General features: G+C 41.1%; 19 protein-coding genes, 1 tRNA gene and 1 pseudogene. 15 read left to right on the forward strand and 6 right to left on the reverse strand.

Going from position 1 to position 18,899, the window contains the following annotated elements; all coding sequences use genetic code 11:
* The first annotated feature begins 173 nt into the window (after positions 1–173).
* From truA to LPY66_RS09375, 6 genes are all read left to right on the forward strand, one after another.
* Positions 174–908 carry a tRNA pseudouridine(38-40) synthase TruA gene (truA, locus tag LPY66_RS09350; protein WP_337987806.1) on the forward strand — a complete coding sequence of 245 codons (735 nt, stop codon included), beginning with the start codon at positions 174–176 and terminating at the stop codon, positions 906–908.
* 140 nt (positions 909–1,048) lie between these two features.
* Positions 1,049–4,669, forward strand: a complete 3,621-nt coding sequence (locus LPY66_RS09355) for a DNA polymerase III subunit alpha (protein ID WP_337987807.1) — start codon at positions 1,049–1,051, stop codon at positions 4,667–4,669.
* 191 nt (positions 4,670–4,860) lie between these two features.
* The gene (gene coaD / locus LPY66_RS09360) at positions 4,861–5,346 is read left to right on the forward strand and encodes a pantetheine-phosphate adenylyltransferase (protein ID WP_337987808.1); all 486 of its coding nucleotides are present in this window, start codon (positions 4,861–4,863) and stop codon (positions 5,344–5,346) included.
* A 27-nt stretch (positions 5,347–5,373) separates the two neighbouring features.
* A complete protein-coding gene (locus tag LPY66_RS09365; protein ID WP_337987809.1) occupies positions 5,374–5,571 on the forward strand; it encodes a glutamate decarboxylase in 198 nt (65 codons plus the stop codon).
* Positions 5,572–5,790: 219 nt separating this feature from the next.
* Positions 5,791–5,877: transfer RNA gene (locus tag LPY66_RS09370), tRNA-Leu, on the forward strand.
* 320 nt (positions 5,878–6,197) lie between these two features.
* Complete coding sequence (locus LPY66_RS09375; RefSeq protein WP_337987810.1) at positions 6,198–6,806, forward strand: hypothetical protein; 609 nt, start codon at positions 6,198–6,200, stop codon at positions 6,804–6,806.
* A gap of 187 nt (positions 6,807–6,993) precedes the next feature.
* Here the strand turns inward: LPY66_RS09375 and LPY66_RS09380 are convergent.
* Positions 6,994–7,257 (reverse strand): annotated as a pseudogene (locus tag LPY66_RS09380) (transposase); the annotation flags it as partial.
* A 121-nt stretch (positions 7,258–7,378) separates the two neighbouring features.
* On the opposite strand from LPY66_RS09380, the gene LPY66_RS20995 reads away from it, so the two are divergent.
* The gene (locus LPY66_RS20995; protein WP_443112482.1) at positions 7,379–7,786 is read left to right on the forward strand and encodes a DUF3795 domain-containing protein; all 408 of its coding nucleotides are present in this window, start codon (positions 7,379–7,381) and stop codon (positions 7,784–7,786) included.
* Positions 7,787–7,848: 62 nt separating this feature from the next.
* Here LPY66_RS20995 and LPY66_RS09385 read toward each other — a convergent pair whose 3' ends face one another.
* From LPY66_RS09385 to LPY66_RS09395, 3 genes are all read right to left on the reverse strand, one after another.
* Entirely contained in the window at positions 7,849–8,313 is a 465-nt protein-coding gene (locus LPY66_RS09385) for a YbaK/EbsC family protein (RefSeq protein ID WP_337987811.1), read from the reverse strand.
* 1,008 nt (positions 8,314–9,321) lie between these two features.
* Positions 9,322–9,687: a spore coat protein gene (locus LPY66_RS09390; RefSeq protein ID WP_337987812.1), complete on the reverse strand. Its 366-nt coding sequence runs from the start codon at positions 9,685–9,687 to the stop codon at positions 9,322–9,324.
* A complete protein-coding gene (locus tag LPY66_RS09395; RefSeq protein WP_337987813.1) occupies positions 9,684–9,899 on the reverse strand; it encodes a hypothetical protein in 216 nt (71 codons plus the stop codon). The genes LPY66_RS09390 and LPY66_RS09395 overlap by 4 nt, the downstream gene beginning before the upstream one ends.
* 196 nt (positions 9,900–10,095) lie before the next feature.
* Here LPY66_RS09395 and LPY66_RS09400 point away from each other — a divergent pair, with 196 nt between their 5' ends.
* The 7 genes from LPY66_RS09400 (at position 10,096) to LPY66_RS09430 (ending at position 16,536) form a co-directional block, all read left to right on the forward strand.
* Positions 10,096–10,575: a GNAT family N-acetyltransferase gene (locus tag LPY66_RS09400; protein ID WP_337987814.1), complete on the forward strand. Its 480-nt coding sequence runs from the start codon at positions 10,096–10,098 to the stop codon at positions 10,573–10,575.
* A gap of 270 nt (positions 10,576–10,845) precedes the next feature.
* Entirely contained in the window at positions 10,846–11,112 is a 267-nt protein-coding gene (locus LPY66_RS09405) for a DUF3795 domain-containing protein (RefSeq protein WP_337987815.1), read from the forward strand.
* Positions 11,113–11,509: 397 nt separating this feature from the next.
* Positions 11,510–12,049 (forward strand): DUF1697 domain-containing protein, encoded by a 540-nt coding sequence (locus tag LPY66_RS09410; RefSeq protein WP_337987816.1) that lies wholly within the window; start codon positions 11,510–11,512, stop codon positions 12,047–12,049.
* Positions 12,050–12,096: 47 nt separating this feature from the next.
* Positions 12,097–13,032 (forward strand): TIGR01777 family oxidoreductase, encoded by a 936-nt coding sequence (locus LPY66_RS09415; RefSeq protein WP_337987817.1) that lies wholly within the window; start codon positions 12,097–12,099, stop codon positions 13,030–13,032.
* A gap of 184 nt (positions 13,033–13,216) precedes the next feature.
* Complete coding sequence (locus LPY66_RS09420; protein WP_337987818.1) at positions 13,217–14,983, forward strand: carbohydrate-binding domain-containing protein; 1,767 nt, start codon at positions 13,217–13,219, stop codon at positions 14,981–14,983.
* A gap of 94 nt (positions 14,984–15,077) precedes the next feature.
* Positions 15,078–15,830: a polyphosphate polymerase domain-containing protein gene (locus tag LPY66_RS09425; RefSeq protein ID WP_337987819.1), complete on the forward strand. Its 753-nt coding sequence runs from the start codon at positions 15,078–15,080 to the stop codon at positions 15,828–15,830.
* A 16-nt stretch (positions 15,831–15,846) separates the two neighbouring features.
* Positions 15,847–16,536, forward strand: a complete 690-nt coding sequence (locus LPY66_RS09430) for a DUF4956 domain-containing protein (RefSeq protein ID WP_337987820.1) — start codon at positions 15,847–15,849, stop codon at positions 16,534–16,536.
* A 42-nt stretch (positions 16,537–16,578) separates the two neighbouring features.
* On the opposite strand, the gene LPY66_RS09435 is transcribed toward LPY66_RS09430, so the two are convergent.
* Positions 16,579–17,199, reverse strand: coding sequence for a methyltransferase family protein (locus LPY66_RS09435; RefSeq protein ID WP_337988055.1), 621 nt, complete (start codon positions 17,197–17,199; stop codon positions 16,579–16,581).
* A gap of 126 nt (positions 17,200–17,325) precedes the next feature.
* Entirely contained in the window at positions 17,326–18,138 is an 813-nt protein-coding gene (locus LPY66_RS09440; RefSeq protein WP_337987821.1) for a MerR family transcriptional regulator, read from the reverse strand.
* A gap of 271 nt (positions 18,139–18,409) precedes the next feature.
* Here LPY66_RS09440 and LPY66_RS09445 point away from each other — a divergent pair, with 271 nt between their 5' ends.
* Positions 18,410–18,889 carry a GNAT family N-acetyltransferase gene (locus LPY66_RS09445; RefSeq protein WP_337987822.1) on the forward strand — a complete coding sequence of 160 codons (480 nt, stop codon included), beginning with the start codon at positions 18,410–18,412 and terminating at the stop codon, positions 18,887–18,889.
* The last annotated feature ends 10 nt before the right edge of the window (positions 18,890–18,899 follow it).

The following is an 18,899-nucleotide window of genomic DNA, read 5'->3' on the forward strand; positions in this document are numbered from 1 at the left end:
CAGCGAGTGGAATTAAATTAACTAAAAAGCAATCATTGAAATAGAAAAAAACTGCGGTAAATAGTTTGATCCGCAAATCGTTCGCTTGTTTTTCAAAACTATGCTAAAATCGGAAATATGACTGGGAGTAAGAAGTGGTCTTACGAAAAACACGTAATAAAAGGTAAGGTGACATGAGAAATTTAAGAATGACCATCGCCTATGACGGAACCAAATATAAAGGATGGCAGAAACAAAAAGATACCGACCTGACAATTCAAGGCAAGATCGAAGCGGTTTTAACCAAAATGACGGAAGAAGAAATTCAGGTCATCGGATGCGGAAGAACAGATGCCGGAGTCCACGCCGAAAACTATATCGCTAATTTCCATACGGCATCATCCTATAAGACGAAAAAAATCTTAGCCTATCTTTATGAGTATTTGCCGGAAGATATTGTCGTCAAGTCGATGGAGGAAGTTTCTGAGCGATTTCATGCCAGGTATAATGTAAAATCCAAAACGTATGTCTATACCATCAACAGCAATAAATTCAGAGATGTGTTTAACCGGAAATATGTGTTTCATCTTGCGGATAAGCTCGATTTGTCAAAAATGCAAGCGGCTGCAGATCGGCTCATAGGTACCCATGATTTTCAAAGCTTTACCAATGAACGCAGTAATAAATCAACAGTCAAAACAATCCATTCGATTGCGATCCACGAAAATAATGGCTTGATTCGAATTGAATTTAATGGAAACAGTTTTCTATGGAATATGCTGCGGATAATCGTTGGTACCCTAATCGAAGTGGGGAAGGGAACGCTGCTGCCAGACGACATTGAAATAATCCTGCAGGAAAGAAAGCGGTGGGAAGCAGGGCCGTTGGCGCCAGCGAAAGGGTTATGCTTGGTTGATGTTCAATATTGATATCTTTTTGGCGAAAAGCTCAGGAGGCGTCTCAAGATTGAGGCGTCTTTCGTCTGTATTAAATCGACAAGAAAAAACATCTCATGGGATTATCGCCCGGCGTATGATAAAATGAAAAAAAGAAAATCAGCAGAAAGGACATGGTAAACGTCGTGAGTTTTATCCACCTCCATGTTCATACCGAATACAGTTTATTAGACGGAGCAGCCCGGATTAAAGATCTGGTCCAGACGGCCGCGGATCTGGAGATGCCGGCATTGGCTATTACAGATCATGGGGTCATGTATGGCGTGCTCGAATTTTATAAAGCTTGCGGCAAGCAGGGCATCAAGCCGATTATTGGCTGCGAGATTTATATGGCGCCGGGGAAGAGAAGCGAACGTGTCCTCGGTAAAGATGACAAAAATCATCATCTTGTGCTGCTCGCTGAATCCAATGAGGGTTATCAGAACCTTGTGAAAATCGTCTCTCAGGCTTATGTAGATGGTTTCTATTATAAGCCGCGTGCGGACAAGGCGCTTTTGCAGCAGCATAGCAAAGGTTTGATTGCCTTAAGTGGATGCTTGGGCGGAGAGATTCCTGAATATCTGATGCAGGATAACTATGAGCGGGCAAGACAGACAGCGATGGAATTCAAGGATATTTTCGGCCCCGACCGCTTTTATCTGGAGCTGCAGGACCACGGGCTCAGTGAACAGCGCAAAGTCAACGCCGCCTTGCGCCGATTGCATCAGGAAACGAAAATACCGCTGGTTGCCACCAATGATATTCATTATATCCGAAAAGAAGATGCCTCCATTCAGGATATCCTGTTATGCATTCAGACAGGAAAAACAGTGGCGGATACTTCCCGAATGACCTTTGAAGGCAGGGAATATTATCTGAAAAATGCTAAAGAAATGGCACTTTTGTTTGGTGAAACCCCGGAGGCCTTAAGGGTAACCAACGAAATCGCTAACCGATGCGATGTGTCATTTCATTTCGGCCAGCATTTTCTGCCGGTATATGAAGTACCTGTGGGTTATTCACTGGATGACTATCTCAAAGAACTCTGCTGGAAGGCCTTTCCTCACTTCTATCCGCAGGCGACGCCGGCACAGCGGGAGCGTCTGGAATATGAATTGGGAGTTATCACGCAAACCGGTTTTTCCGGCTATTTCCTCATCGTTTCCGACTTTTGCCGTTATGCCCGGGAGCATGGGGTGGCGGTGGGACCGGGTCGTGGTTCGGCAGCAGCCAGTATGGTGGCTTATCTTTTAGGGATCACGTCGGTGGAACCCATGCAGCATGACCTTCTGTTTGAACGCTTCCTGAACCCGGAACGCATTTCCATGCCGGATATCGACATCGACTTTGACCCGGAAGGACGGGAAAAAGTAATCAAGTATGTTACTGATAAATATGGTGAAGAGAAGGTCTGCCAAATCATCACCTTCGGAACGATGGGGGCGAAGGCGGTTATTCGTGATGTCGGACGCGTTTTGAATATCCCGCTGGCCAGAGTGGACAAGGTGGCTAAAGCTATTCCTTTCGAAATCGGTATGACTTTGGAACGCGCGATGACGGTGTCTCCCGACCTGCAAAAAATGGTAAGGGAAGAAGAGGAAGTTAAACAGCTGCTGGAAATATCCAAATCGCTGGAAGGCATGCCGCGTCATGCCTCAACACATGCTGCCGGGGTGGTTATTGCCAAAGACGCACTTACCAGTTATCTGCCGCTGCAAAAAACAACAGATGGGCTCCTCATGACACAGTTCCCAATGAAATCCGTTGAAGAAATCGGACTCTTAAAAATGGACTTCCTGGGTCTCCGCAACCTGACCATCCTGACGAAAGCGGTAGAAAATATTGAGAAGACGAAGGGTATAAAACTTGACCTTAATCAATTGCCCCTTGATGATAAAGTGACGTATGACATGCTCTCGGAAGGCAACAGCACCGGAGTGTTCCAGCTGGAAAGCGGCGGAATGCGCGCGGTTCTCAAAGAACTCAAACCGAGCTGTTTTGAAGATATCATTGCGGTTGTTGCATTGTATCGGCCGGGCCCTATGGACCAAATCCCTGAATTTATACGCCGAAAACACGGCGGCCAAATCAAAGTCATCCATCCATTAATGGCAGAGATCCTACGCCCGACTTATGGCATCATTGTTTATCAGGAACAGGTCATGCAATTGGCGCGGACTTTGGCCGGATACTCTCTGGGAAGAGCTGATCTTCTGCGTCGGGCGATGGGTAAAAAAGATAAAAAGATAATGGCCGAGGAAAGGCAGAACTTTATCTACGGTTTGCAGGACCTAGATGGGGAATGGATCGTACCGGGAGCTCTCCGCTTGGGAATCAGCCAAGCGGAAGCAGAGGATATTTTTGATTTGATTGCCAAGTTCGCCGAGTACGGCTTCAACAAAGGCCACGCCACTGCATATGCGCTGATTGCGTATCAGACAGCCTACCTTAAAGCGAATTACCCGCTGGAATATACGTCGGCGCTCTTGAGTTCCGTGATTGGCTCTTCGGATAAAGTTACCTTTTATATCCAGGAGGCCAGAGGTACCGGCATCACTGTCCTTCCTCCGGATGTCCAGCACAGCTATCGCGATTTTACCATCGAAGACGGTGCTATTCGTTTCGGTCTGGAGGCAATCCGTAATGTGGGTACACACGTCGTTGATAAGATCGTTCACGAACGCGAAAACGGATTATACCAATCATTTTATGATTTCATCGTGAGGCTTGATTCTAAAGTTCTAAATAAACGAACGCTGGAGAGCCTGATCAAGGCTGGAGCATTCCAATCGCTTTGTAAACGTGCTCAGGCGATGAAAGTCCTGGACCAAGCACTGGAGCTGGCCCAAAACCGGCAAAAGGATGCTGAGTCCGGTCAGATTTCCTTATTTGATTTGGATGAGACGATCCAGGAGAATATTGTCATGCCGGACATTCCTGAATTCACCGAAAATGAGATCCTGAAAATGGAACGGGAATACATCGGCATCTATTTAACAGCGCACCCACTCGATGCCGTCCAAGAAGTGCTGAAACAGGTCACCAGTTCGAACATCGCTTCTTGTCTGGAAAGCACCGATGAAAAAAAGGTGATCCTCGGCGGGATCGTCAATGCCTATCGGCAGACTATCACCAAAAAGGGGGAAATGATGGCCAGCTTTCAGTTGGAAGATTTGACGGGCAGCATGGAGGTCTTAGTATTCCCGCGGCTTTTCTCCGAGGCTGTACGGATGGAAAATGATCAGATTATGATCATTCATGGACGTTATTATGTCAATGAGGACGAGAAAAAAATCTTTGCGGAAAAGATTGTGCCTATCGCCGATATCAAGCTGAATACCCAATCAAACGTTTTTCGGAATAAATCAGCGATCGTGAACGAACCGGAAGCAGCCTACGCTTCTGGCCAAGCAAACAGCCTTGATACGCATCATCATGATCAGAATTCAGGACATGACACCACATCCGATATGAATACCCGACTTAGTCAGAGTAACACTGGCAATAAGATCATAAGCAATAGTCCGTTGAATAAACTTTTTCTGAAAATAAAGAGTAATCAGGATAAAGAATTGGTTGATAGTATCATGGCTGTCTTGGGTTCCTATAAGGGAAAAGAGCCGGTTTATTTTTATTGCGAGGACACCAAAAAGACCTTTCAGACCAATGACAGTTTTTTCGTAACACGTTCTGACGATCTGGATTTTGAACTTTTTGCCTTACTGGGGCAACATAATGTGAAGTGGCAGGCTTAATAAATTGTGATAGCAAACGAAATTAATAATGACAGATTAAGCGATCCGTGATATAAAATAATAGAATTAAGCGAACACTATGGTGAATGATGAAATGTAGTGTATGATTCAGTTGTAGTGTATGACTGGTTTTATAGCAGATGAATGTCAGAAAAAAGAAGATGGAATCTTAGTACCAAAAGGAGAAATTCATGCGCATTGCAGTATATCCGGGAACCTTTGACCCGGTGACGAACGGCCATATGGATATTTTACAGCGGGCAGTACTCTTGTTTGACCGTGTCATTGTCGGCGTTGCTTCCGATAATAATAAACAAACTCTTTTTTCGCTGAATGAAAGGCAAGAGCTGATTCGCTACGAAACTAAAGATATGAAGAATGTCGAGGTTAAATCGTTTAGCGGACTCACGGTTGACTTCGCCCACCAATGCGAAGCCATTGCCTTAATTAGAGGCTTACGGGCTATAACCGACTTCGAATACGAATTCCAATTGGCTTTAATGAATAAAAAGCTGGCGCCCGATATCGAAACCGTTTTTCTGATGACCAACGGCGAATATTCATTTATCAGCTCGAGTTCGATCAAATGGGCAGCGAGTCTTAACGGGAAAATTTCTGAATTTGTGCCAATGAATGTAGAAAAAGCGCTTCTTGAGAAGTATAATAGAAAAGTCTAAACGGAATTATTGGTTGGAGGTATGCAAATGTGGACCGTGATCTATATCGCACCCAATAAGGCTGTCGCAGAAAAATACCAAAATGCTCTGTCCGCAGAAGGTATCCTGGTTCAGCTGCGAACGATTGGCTCCCAGGATTCAGCCGATGCCAGTATTGAAATACTCGTACCGGAATCGGAGGCGGAAGAAGCCAATGATGTCCTGACAAGTATTCGAATCTCATAGATACGGTAGAGATTCACCGAGACATATCGGAATTGGGAAATTGGGAATACAGCGCTAAAGGTGAAACGAATTTCTATTATTAGCGATAGACAAATGATAGACAAACGCGAAAATAAAGTTTGTTTTACTCTTGCGTTTTTAGCGCTGATACTATAAAATATCAAAAGTAAGGTTGACCTGCAGCGTTTGATGAATCAACATAGCAAGTCGCTCCAAATTGCCGAAGTGGCGGAATTGGCAGACGCGTCGGTCTCAAAAACCGATGTCTTTGCGGACGTGCCGGTTCGACCCCGGCCTTCGGCACCATATTGAGACTTATCAAGGGTTTAGCGGATTTTAGAATCTGATGGACTCTTGATTTTTTTATTTCCTTTTTAACATATAGCTTGTGCCAAATGCGACAGCGCATTTGTATTTACCTGGTAAGGAAGGCTTACTCTAAATACGATAACGTTGTCGTATTTGTCTATAAATAATAGGGCCATAAATAAAACATGGGTTTCGTATGGTAATATTTATAAGAATACTTAACTTAAAAAGGATAATCATGATAAATGTAGAATATTTTGGAATAATAACGGTAGGATTAGCATTATTTTTGAGGTATTTACAAAAGGGGTGGAAGTATGATTAATCTTGATAGATTATTGGCAATAGAAAAAGAAAATTTACTCGAACTCTCTAAAACTTTAGAGGCAGAAGACATATCTCTGCTGGTAGAATGGTTAACTGAAAAAGATGATAAGTTGAGATATCATTCATTGTTATTATTAGAACATCGTTCTGAGGAATATGATGATGTGTATCCTTTTTGGAATATTTTTTGTGAAAAGTTAAAGAGTACTAATTCTTATCAGAGAAGTATTGGAGTAAGGCTTATTGCAGTTAATGTAAAATGGGATAGGGATAACAAAATTGATACAACAATTAATGACTATTTAAAAATCATAGATGATGAAAAGCCGATTACGGTACGCCAGTGTATACAGTCATTAATCAAAATAGTTCTTTACAGGCCAAACTTACATAATAAAATTGCAAACGAACTTATATCCGTTGATATTATGGATGTTAAACCGACAATGAGAAAGCTTATATTAACTGATATTCTAAATATTCTTTTGTTGATTAAAAAACATCAAACTACAGAAGAAATTGATACATACATTTTTAAAGCACTTACAGGCGGATTACTTGATAAGAAAGCGATAAAACAAATAGAATTGATGTTATAGAAGATTTTTTTGGGGTAGCGGCCTTGGCTTCGCGGGCCGACCAACGTCAGATAAACCAGCTAATCCTTGTCATTAAAAACATCTTAAAATATCATACCTCATGTAAAAGAGGTAATAACAAAGCAAGCCTACAGAATAAACTTTCAAAAAGAGAAAAAATTAAAGGAATGCTCTAAGTAAAAGAGAATTAGTGACTTAAAGAATAGGGGTTTCCGGAAGAAAGAATCCCATTAATTATCCAAATAAGCTTATTACAAGCGGCAATAATAGCGGTCTTAGTGGGTTTACCTTCCGCCAGTTTCTTCGCATAAAACTCATAGAGGATCTTATTACGCGGGCCGCCTGGCAAATTGCTGTTTCCTGCAACTGTAGCCTGATATAAAGCCTTACGTAGATAACTGGAGCCTCGTTTGGATATCTTATTCTTACTCGCGTTGAAGTTTCCTGATTGAAAAACAGAAGGATAGAATAGATTTTAGGTATATCTTTGAGTTAGTCGGGTTTACAGTAATATTAGATAATGTGTGACGTTATTATATATATTTTGAGGTGTGAGGTATTAGATGAATAAAATGAAAGAAGAGTTGATTGCTCCTTGTGGTATGAATTGTAGAATTTGTTTAGGTTACCAAAGAGAGAAAAATCAATGCAAAGGGTGTCGGAGTGATATAGATAATAAGTGTAAAACAAAAGGTCGTGTTAGTTGCATAATCAAAAACTGTTCAATAATTCAAAGCAATGAATCGGGATTTTGCATTGAGTGCAATAAATTTCCTTGCCGAAGGCTGAAACAATTGGATCAACGATATCGAACAAAATATCATATGAGTATGCTTGAGAACCTGGAGCATATAAAGCAATATGGCATGGATTCATTTTTACGAAATGAGGAAACTAGATGGACTTGCAAAGAATGTGGCAATTTTGTTTGCGTACATAGAGTTTTTTGTTTGGTTTGCAAAACTCCATACATGGAGTGAGTATTTTTCTATCATAAATGAAGCTTCAGGGATTTTCTTATTTTGTAATGCTGTTTTAAGAGTTATTTTCTAATTTTTAGAACCACGCCTTTATTTGCTTTTTGAAGTGTAACAGACGAAATAATAACAAGAGAATTAGGAGACCCTCCCCCGGTATATACAACGTCCATTTCCATTACCTTTGGATCTATAAGAAATTGCGCGGAATAACCAAATGAAGGGACTCCACCGCAGGGATATCCGGTTTTTTCTAGAATCTCTTCAGGTGTAGCTGTCCTAGGCTGAGCGATATTAAGTATATTACCTATTTTGGTGGTACTTACCCTATCTGTACCTTTTACTATAGCTATAATGAGATTATTATTCTCATCAATCAGACAGATGTTTTTGACAAAATCATCTGGCGAAGAATTAGATGCTTTGGCAGCTTCTTCTACGGAATGGCAAGATTCTTTAAAAACTAAGTGTTCTGCATCTAGACAATTAAAATTTATATAATCTTTCAACTTAGACTCGAACTGGTTCATGTGGAATCTCCTAAACAATTTTATAATTACGTTTTATACCACATTAAAATATTCAGGTCAATACTATTTTTAAAAATAGGTCTTGTAAAAGAATTTTAGTCAATCCGTTTCGAGGTTAAGACAACTAAAAATATAATATCTGAAAATCCGGTGGAGATCATCAAAATCCAGATGCTTTATTTCCACCCGAGTATAATCGGAATTTGAAAACTAATTGTAAAACACGTAGATTCCTGTAACTTTTTGTTCTGAACAAATAGAAAACGAGTGAGAAAAACATCATATAGTTGAGCAAGCTTGTCCCAGATTCGTCACCAGTGACGAATCTGGGACAAGCTCAGTTGGAGGCTACACCAGAGAGACTTGTATCGTAAAGAAGGAATTTGTCAATTTGCCCACAAATTACATATGTATTCATCGTTCGACTTAGATACATGAGTTTAACTATTAATTATCAAGATAACATGCATGTATCGGTTTGTGTGGGATAAATGAATGTATCATGGCTGTATCATAGTTGTTTCATATTTACAGGTATCGATTAAACTAAATAGTATAGATTTTGTTCACGAAATATAAATATCTAGGTTTATCAGGGTATTTTCGGCGGGCAACAGATAACACGGCATTCTCGCCACATTGAGGGGCCTCCCACTTCGTAGAACAGTAAGCGATTTATGATGTTCAGAACAAAAGAAAAAGCCAAGACTTAAAGGTAATGTCGAACCGTCTGAGGAGAGAGCCCGCGAAGTTCCATTCTAGATTTCATTTGCAAAAAATGGTAAGATAGGGTATATCAGTTTTGAGTCATGAAAAAATCATCCTTTCAAAGCTAATAGTGAGAGCTTGAGAAGATGATATCATGACTCAAATTGAATTAGGTTATTATTCTATAAGCCACCGCGCAGCGGTTTAATACAACACGGTGTTCCCGCAACTTAGAGGTAGATAAATACGGTTAGGGCGCGGCGGGAACCGGCGGGACGTTATCTTAAATCACCTAGATGATTACTGTGGATAGGGTAACTGGACTTTGTATTTTGTAAAGACTTCAAGTGTATCAGAAATTTGTTGCGGAGTAGCAATATCGGCCTGATATTCTCCAAGGTTAAATAATTCTTCAAATAAATAACGCTGAACCTGCTTTAAATTATTTAGGTTTTTTATTACAGTATTGTAAAGCTGCTCGTCAAGAATCTCTTTAGACCCGGTTGTGTATCCTTCAATAACGTACTTTTCACTCAACAGAGTATCATTTAATCTATCACGCAAGTTAAAAGAGGGATCTTTTTCTTTTGGAAGAACTGGGGACTTACCTTTTCCGATTTTCTGAACCCCTAATGGGCTTGTTACTATTGAGTTATTGTCAATCATTGTACCATTCCTCCTTGATTGGGCTGTTGTTGGAGATAAGTTAACAGGTTTAAATAGTTTTGCTGATGGATTTGTCCTACGTTATTAAATACTCCCTTAAATACAGGATCTACCTCCTGGTTGGCACATTCGTTACACTTTTTCGCTATAAGCAGTTCCCAAGATAGAAAATCTTTAATATAATTGAGCTCTTTGACTGACAGGTTAGGCACTTACACACACCTCCAAATTGTTTATATAATAGATTTTGCTTTATACTCACCTATTATGTATTTTGTGCAAGCGGAAAGACGATGACACCAGATAACAGGGTGTTACCAAAATCTGAGATAATATGGACGTATAACCAGACTTCGTAAACTCGCAAAACGTTCTACGACAGTCACCGGGAAGAAAGGAGAATTTTAGATGATTAGACAATGTGAACCCAGTGAAAGTGAAATATTATATGAAATAGTTAATGATGCTGCACAAGCTTACCAAGGTGTCATTCCAATTGATTGTTGGAATGAACCATATATGCCAAAAGAGGAACTATTACACGAGATTAGTCAAGGAGTTCGATTTTGGGGACTTGAAGAGGACGGACAATTGCTTGGAATTATGGGTATTCAGGATGTCAATGATGTAACGTTGATAAGACATGCTTATGTACGAACCGAAAGAAGGAACTCAGGAATAGGTGGGAAGTTAATCTCACATTTAAAAACTTTGACAAACAAACCTCTACTGATTGGGACATGGGCAGCCGCGGATTGGGCCATTAGGTTTTATGAAAAACATGGCTTTAAGGTTGTTTCAATTGAAGAAAAGAATAATTTATTAAGGAAGTATTGGAATATCTCTGAACGTCAAGTAGAGACATCAGTCGTCTTAGCTGAAGCATGAGTAAAGCCACCGTGCAGCGGTTTAGTAAAACACGGTAGCTAATGACGCACCATCCTTGGCACGGACGAAAAGAGGTTTTGCTGGAATAATCACAAATGATAAAAAAATAATCGAATGTTTATTTGCTTATAGATCAATGTACTAGAATTCAGCAATTCGCGACACGTTAGTATGCCAAGCAAAGCTTGATACTTCTTGCAAGGAGAAAATCCTGGCTGGGCAAGGTCATATTAGATAATTGTGTGAGGTATAACAGATAGGGGGATAAAAATGTTCGAATCACGATGCGGCGTGTGCTGTAGCAGTTGTGAGAGGAAAGAAAAAGTAAATTGCATGGGCTGCCCCGATATGAAGATACCTTTTTGGGGAGGTGAATGCAAGGTAAAAACCTGCTGCGAAGATAAAGGACTAAATCATTGTGGAGAATGTGGGGATTTTCCTTGTGAAATGCTTTCCAATATGGGTATAGATCAAGGTTATGATCCAATGCCTAAGATTAAGCAGTGTTTGAAATGGGCGGATAAGAAAATAACATAAGAACTTATATAATTATGTTGTATTGGTTTTTATTGCTTTATGTAATAACAATCCATAGATAATTAATGCACATTTTTAAATGATAAAGTAAATATGAAGAGGCTTAAGGGGCACCCGTCCATGGTGGCTCCATAACCACAGTCTACATATGGGACTTGTCTGTTTTGATCAGCCCACGAACAGCAAAATAAATTACGTATCCGTCAGTTCAAGGGGACGATTTAAAAGGGAAGTGGAATTCGATGAACAAGTGAAGCTATAGGAACACTTCTTCACGCAACAGCAAAAGGAAAAATTGATCGGAAACAGGCTTTGAATTTTTAGAGATTGAATGAAAGACGAATACAGGGGGATAAAACGATCTTTTTAATATTTAAAATTTTTAGGGAGATATATAATGAAGTATATTGCACTGCTCCGAGGAATAAATGTTGGCGGTAATAATATTGTCTCTATGTTTGATTTAAAAAACTGTTTCGAGAATGCAGGTTTTAAAAATACGACGACTTATATTAACAGCGGTAATGTCATCTTCGACAGTGAAGAAAGCGATATCAATAATCTCTCAAGTTATTGTAAAGATATCCTGGAGAAAAAGTTCGGGTTCCAAATCGACTTGGCACTGATCAATGTCCATACCTTAAAAGAAGCGTTGGATAATGTACCCGAATGGTGGGGGGATGATCCTAATTCAAAGCATAATGCCATATTTGTAATCCAACCGGCCACAGCAGAAGAAATCATAGCGGATGCAGGAAAAATAAAACCGGAGTATGAACAGCTATATGCTTATAAAGAGATAATATTTTGGTCGGCTCCATTGAAAACCTATTCCAGGACCCGGTGGTCTAAGATAGTTGGAACAAAGGCGTATAAGAGTATTACGATCCGAAACGAAAACACAACAAAGAAGTTACTGAAATTGGCATCATTGTAGGTGTAGGAAACCGCCAGGACTACACGACATTTCCGGAGGTATAGACTATGAACGTTTTAATTTTTGGTGGAACCGGTTTTCTCGGAAGGAAACTAACCCAGGAATTAATCGCTAATGGTTATCGGGTCACGGTTGTAACACGAAATATGAGTATCTCAGCGAATCGGGTTGATCATACTGTCAAGTTAATGACGTGGGATAATAGTACTCCGCTGTCTTCAGTCGGTAATACTAAGGAATATGATATCGTTGTTAATTTTGCCGGGGAGTCAATTGGTACCCGTCGCTGGTCTGACTCAGTTAAGCAGGAAATAGTGAATAGTCGGGTAAAGACAACGCGTGCTATTGTTGAGGCTATAAATGACGGGATTATGAATCCAAAGGTTCTAATAAACGCTTCAGCCGTAGGATATTATGGGCCCCGCCAGGATGATAAGATAACCGAGAATGAAGGCCCGGGACAGGATTTCCTTGCGGATGTTTGCCGGAAATGGGAAGATGAAGCTTTTAAGGTCCGAAGTCAATCTACTCGCGTCGTTACTATTCGTATTGGGGTCGTATTAGGCAGTCAAGGTGCTCTTCCACGAATGATTATACCGTTTAAATTTTACGTTGGGGGTCCATTAGGTAAAGGGAATCAGTGGCTTCCATGGATTCATATTCACGATCTTATGCGCATGCTTCAATTTATCATCGAACATGATGCGGTTATTGGCCCTGTAAATGGAACGGCACCCGAACCAGTAACAATGGAAGACTTTACAACGGTTTTAGGAAAAGTCTTAAAGAGACCATCATGGTTTCCGGTACCTGATTTCGTATTGAAAATTGTCTTAGGCCAAATGTCTGAAATGTTATTAAATGGTCAACGGGCAATTCCTCAAAAAATTTGTGATAGTGGTTTTAAGTTTGAATTTACTGATTTAAGGTCGGCTTTGGAAGAAATTTTGAAGAACAAGAACAAGAACAGGAACGCTGTCTAAACACGTATTATGGAATGATTTTAAATACGAATCAGAACGCTTATGGTACAAGTTGTTTTGATTTGTATTTTTTTTGTCTGTACGTTTACATCCAAAAAGTTCAGATAAAATTCACATTGAAAACAATTGGATAACACATTGCGCAGATATACTTTGAATAATAAAACACGGAAGGGGCTCAATCATGAATAAGAAAAAAATAGTATCCCTGCTGCTGGCGCTTACCATAAGTATTTTTACGCTGGCATCCTGCGGCAAAAATACAGGAACCACATCCAGTAGCACCGGTACATTGACGGCATTAACAGGCAGCGCGGATACGAGCGCAATTAGCATTGCCAGCACCGTAACCTATGACAGCGATGATTATTATTTTGACTGGCAAAGTAAGAGCTATCAAACGATCAATCTCAATCAGGATTTCGCGGCCATCAGCAAAAGCGGCATCTACGAAATCACCGGGACCTTGAAGGATGGCAGTTTGGTGGTTGATGTTGATAAGACCACGGATTCCGGTACTGTGTACCTCGTTTTAAATAACGCCACAGTTTCCAGTACCACCAGTGCTCCAATCTACGTCAAAAATGCTGAAAAAGTTGTCTTGATGCTTGAAAATGGAACCACTAATTCAATCTATCAAGGCAGCGGCTGTAAAGTCGACGCCGATGACGAACCTTCAGCAGCGATCTTTTCCAAAGCAGACCTGACCATCACCGGAAGCGGGACGCTAAAAGTAACCTCCGATTATAACGATGGGATCAGCGGTAAAGACACGCTTAAGATCATCGACGGTACGTTAAATGTTACAGCCAAGGGTGATGGGATTGTCGGCAAAGACGTGTTGGCTGTAAAGCAAGGCACGATTACGGTTACCGCCGTTAAAAACGGCATCCGCTCCACCAATGACACGGATACAAGCCTCGGCAATATCCTAATTGCAGGTGGGACGCTGAGTATTACGTCGGGGAGTGATGCCGCGAAAGCGAAAGGAACATTAGAAATTGACGGAGGTACACTCAATGTCACTACAGGTGGCGGTTATGCCCAAAATACGACTGTTCAGACCGATAACAATTTTGGAAAAATGAATAGTGATTCTGCTCAGACCACAGAAACAAGTACGGATACCGAGAGTATCAATGGCCTGAGCGCATGCAGAAACATTATCGTGACCCAAGGGAATGTAACGGTATCCGCCTATGATGATGCACTCAACGCCGGCACAAATCTTTTGATCCAGGATGGCATATTAAATCTGCAGGCCGGTGACGACGGTATCCATTCAGACACCAATGTCACCATCGACAACGGCACGATTACTATCAAGCACAGCAATGAGGGTATCGAAGGAAGCAACATTACCATAAACAATGGCAAGATTACACTTACAACCAGCGACGACGGCTTTAATGTCAATGATAATTCCGGACTGGAGACGATCAACGGCGGTGTAATTGTGATCAATGCCCAAGGCGATGGACTTGACTCCAACGGATCGGCAAAAATGACCGGCGGTACGGTTCATATCAGCGGACCGACAGCCAACGGTGATGGGGCTCTTGATTACAACGGAACCTTCACGATCAGTGGTGGTACACTGATTGCGGCAGGCAGCAGCGGTATGGCGGAATCGGGAAGTACCGATTCAACTCAACCTTCTATCCTGATGTATTACAGCACCACCCAGGCGGCAGGGACCACCATTACTCTGAAAGACAGCAGCGCCAATACGGTGGCAACCTATACCCCGGAAAAACAATATACGTCCGCGGTCATCTCTTCACCCAATATGAAAACAGGTCAGAGCTACACGCTCTACAGCGGCAGTACCAAAGTTGTCACCTTCACCTTAGCGGATACCGTAACCTACCTGAATGAATCCGGAATTACCGAAAATCAGGGGATGAATGCCGGTGGCGGCGGTCCGGGCAGCCATGGCCCCCGCAACTAAAGAAAATACGCGTTCGTAACCAAAGAGAATTTGATGAAACCAGCAGGTGTAATGGAAAACACCCGTTACGCCTGCCTTGAAAGGAGTGGACGATATGCCAATTAAAACATTTAAGCGTTATGAGGTAAAGTACTTAGTTACCCCGGACCAGTATCGCATCATTCGCTCTGAGTTGGATAAATACATGGTTCTGGATAAATTTTGCCGAAAAAAAGGCAGCTACATGATCTACAATGTCTATTTTGATACCGAGAATGATGACGTCATCCGGCGCTCATTAGCAAAACCTTACTATAAAGAAAAACTCCGGATGCGTTCTTATACGATCCCGGTCAGCGGTGAAGAGGAAGTTTTCCTGGAGCTAAAAAAGAAAATCGGCGGCATTGTCACCAAACGGCGGGCTATTCTGACATTGAACCAAGCAAATAATTTCCTTAAAAACGGACTGATCCCGGATTGTGATGACTATAAAGATAGACAGGTTTTAGCCGAAATCGCTGATTTTCTCAGCCGTTATCCTGCAAAACCCAAGGTTTTCATTAGTTATGAACGAACCGCCTTTTTTGCCAAAGATAACCCGGAACTGCGAGTTTCCTTTGATGAAAATATCTTGACTCGTCGCGATCAGGTTGACCTGAGCAGCGGTGATTTTGGCACGGACCTGTTAGCCGATGACCGCATCTTGATGGAGGTCAAATGCGAGGGACATATCCCACTCTGGTTATGCCAACTTCTTTCCCAATTAAAAATCTATAAAACCACTTTTTCCAAATACGGTACAGAATATAAGAACTATGTAAAAAGCAGATCTGAGCAAAGAAAATATTCCCAAAGGAAAACCGCTTAAGGAGAGATAAAGAGACATGTTAGATTTTTTATTTGCAAATGCAGAAAGTTCAACCTTGACATTGGGAACTACAATCATGGTTATTTTAAGCGCATTGGTTCTTGGACTAGGGATTAGTCTTGTCTATATCCAAACCCATAAAAAAGAAGAATACAGCGCGAGTTTTACTATTGCCCTGATTATGCTGCCGGCGATCATCGCCATGATCATTCTGCTTGTGGATAACAATGTTGCTAGGGCATTCAGTCTGGCGGGCGCATTCAGCTTGATCCGTTTTCGCAGCGCTGCCGCGGATTCCAAAGATATTGCCTGTGTTTTTTTTACCCTCGGGGTAGGTCTGGCCTGCGGTATCGGTTATATCGGATATGCCGCTCTTTTCACCCTGATTATTTGCCTGGTCCTCATCGTTTTGACTAAAATCAATTTTGGAAAATCACAGAGAAGCCCTATGCGGCTGAAAATTGTCCTGCCCGAAGATATGGATTATCACGGTGTTTTTGATAATGTCTTGAAAGAATATACGACAGATTACAAACTACTCAAAGTCAAAACCACTGAATTTGGATCGTTGTTCGAAATCACCTACAACGTCGTCTTGAAAGACATGGCCAAATCCAAACGATTCATTGACGCACTGCGGTGCAAAAACGGCAATCTCAATGTAGCCCTTTCGATGTGCGAGAATAGTGAACATGCTGTGTTTTAGCCTAAATGGGATAGGCAGTTTCCAAAATTTGCTTCCTGATAATTACCAGATCAACGGAATTAATCGGCAAGGTGTTTTTTGACAGTAATCACTATACCCCGGCAAGCTTTTGATTAGTACTTCCTCTTCACTTTTTATCCTGAGTATTAATGACGGAATAATGAACAGTGAGGGAATGATTGCCCAATATGAACCGAGCGCAAGAGGGGAGAACAGTGACATTATTAACATGCCCAAGTACATTGGATGCCGGACGATGGTATAGGGACCCGTAGTAATAACGTGTTGTTCAGTCTCGACCTGAATAATTGTTGAAGCAAAACTGTTTTCTTTAAAGACAAAGATAATAAATATATAGCCTAAGAAAACCATCGCATTCGCTGTGATGATCATCCATATAGGCACAGTCGACCACTGTAAACGAAAATCAAAACCGGGAATGATGAATCCCAGAAAATACACGTTGAGGATTGCTGGGGGTTTACGTCTTATTTCTTTCTCTTTAAACTTCATTCTTCGTGCGAGTAATTCAGGACTTCTTCTCAGAAAAAAAGCTGTCGTGAAAATCATCAATCCTGATAAACCCAGTAACCATAGCCATGCCGGCCAGAACCGAGTCGAGCCAGCGGGAAGAAACAAGATGATACCCATCACAACCATCATAATGATCGGAAATAGATAGGCCTTTCGTTGATAACCTTCCACTGAAATCGCCCCCATCCAGGTAATTACCATTACCTTTTTATTATTATGAAGCACTACTTTTTCGGCTCAAATATGGTGTACTAATCATTCTGAGCCGAGATATTTTTGGAAGAGCTGCATATGTTTCAGCCTGGCCGGTGAAATAACGCGGGCAACCATATCCAGATATACGCTTTCCAGGGGTTTCTTCATGCCGGGATGGTTACACAACATTGCCCTTAATTGCGGTATACTTTTGATAAAGTCCGCAGACTCTCGGGCGAGTATGTCTATCTCCGGGTCATCTTCGGATAACTTAGATAGTTTGGACAGACGCATCCGATAATCCAAAGAAAGTTGGTATTGCTCGGGGTGAACTTTAAAATACTCGGCTAATGACCGGAAAGTTTCCTCGTAATCCTCACCCCAGTTGAAATCGCCTAATATGCCAAACACTTTTCGTTGTTGCTCAAAGAGTTCCGGGCAGGTTTGTGCATAGTTTTCAATTTGCTCCGGCATCAATATCTCTGTGATCATTTGAAAAGAAGGTGAGCTACAAAAGTTTTCATCTACCCGTACGTTGACTTCGCTCAGTAATATGTCAATTTTAGCGATTCGTTCCTCCAAACTTTGTTTCTGGTTCTCCAAATCAAATCGCAACGATTCTAAGACTTCTCTCAGGGTCTTGTCATTGCGTGAATCTCCGAGTACTTCTTTAATCCGTTTAAGTTCCAGTCCGAGGGATTTTAAATGATTGATGGATTGCATCCGAGCGAGTTCTGTTGCCCCGTATAAACGGTATCCGCTCTTAGAGCGCTCCGGTTCAGGCAGCAACCCAATTTTATGATAATAGATAATGGTTTTCGGTGTACTTCCGGTTAATTTAACAAAATCGCTAATGTTTATTTGATTCTTCATCGTGTATCCCACCTTCACGGTCATTATAAACCCAGCCCCAAGGGTCGAGTCAATATGCGTTGAGTATCGCATTCGAATAATTATCAACACGACGGAACGTTGGCGAAAAAGTAGAAATAGCAAGAAAATAAGCATAATAACAATAGAATAATTGCTGCATGCAAATAATTGTAACCCATAACCAATTCCCTAAAATATGGTATAATAAGAATACTTAATTAGTCTTTTAGTGAGAAAGGAAGTAATTGTTATGGATTTTCGGTTTGAATCGATGACAATCGATCATGGGAAAGAAGTAATGACCATTTTCAATTATTATGTAGAACACAGCTATGCAGCCTATTTTGAGAATAAATTACCGGATAGTTTTTTTAGTATGTTTATTGAAATGACAAAAGGCTATCCCGCTTATGTCATTAAGGATAATGCGACTGACAAAGTAATCGGTTTTTGTTTTCTTAAACCATATAATCCCTTGCCAGTATTTAAGCATACAGCGGAAATTACCTATTTTATCACAAAGGATGACGTTGGAAAAGGCATAGGGAAAGCGGCTTTAAAACTACTGATCGATGAAGGCAAAGCGATGGGGATAAAACAGATTCTTGCAAGTATATCTTCACTCAATGAACCAAGTATAGCGTTTCATAGGAGAAATGGGTTCAGAGAATGTGGAAGATTTCTAAAAATCGGCAAGAAAAATGAAAATCTATTTGATGTTGTTTGGATGGAAAAAGAAATTAGTCAATAATATCACTGAT

Origin of the sequence: Dehalobacter sp. DCM, from assembly GCF_024972775.1 — a bacterium.
GTDB lineage: Bacteria > Bacillota > Desulfitobacteriia > Desulfitobacteriales > Syntrophobotulaceae > Dehalobacter.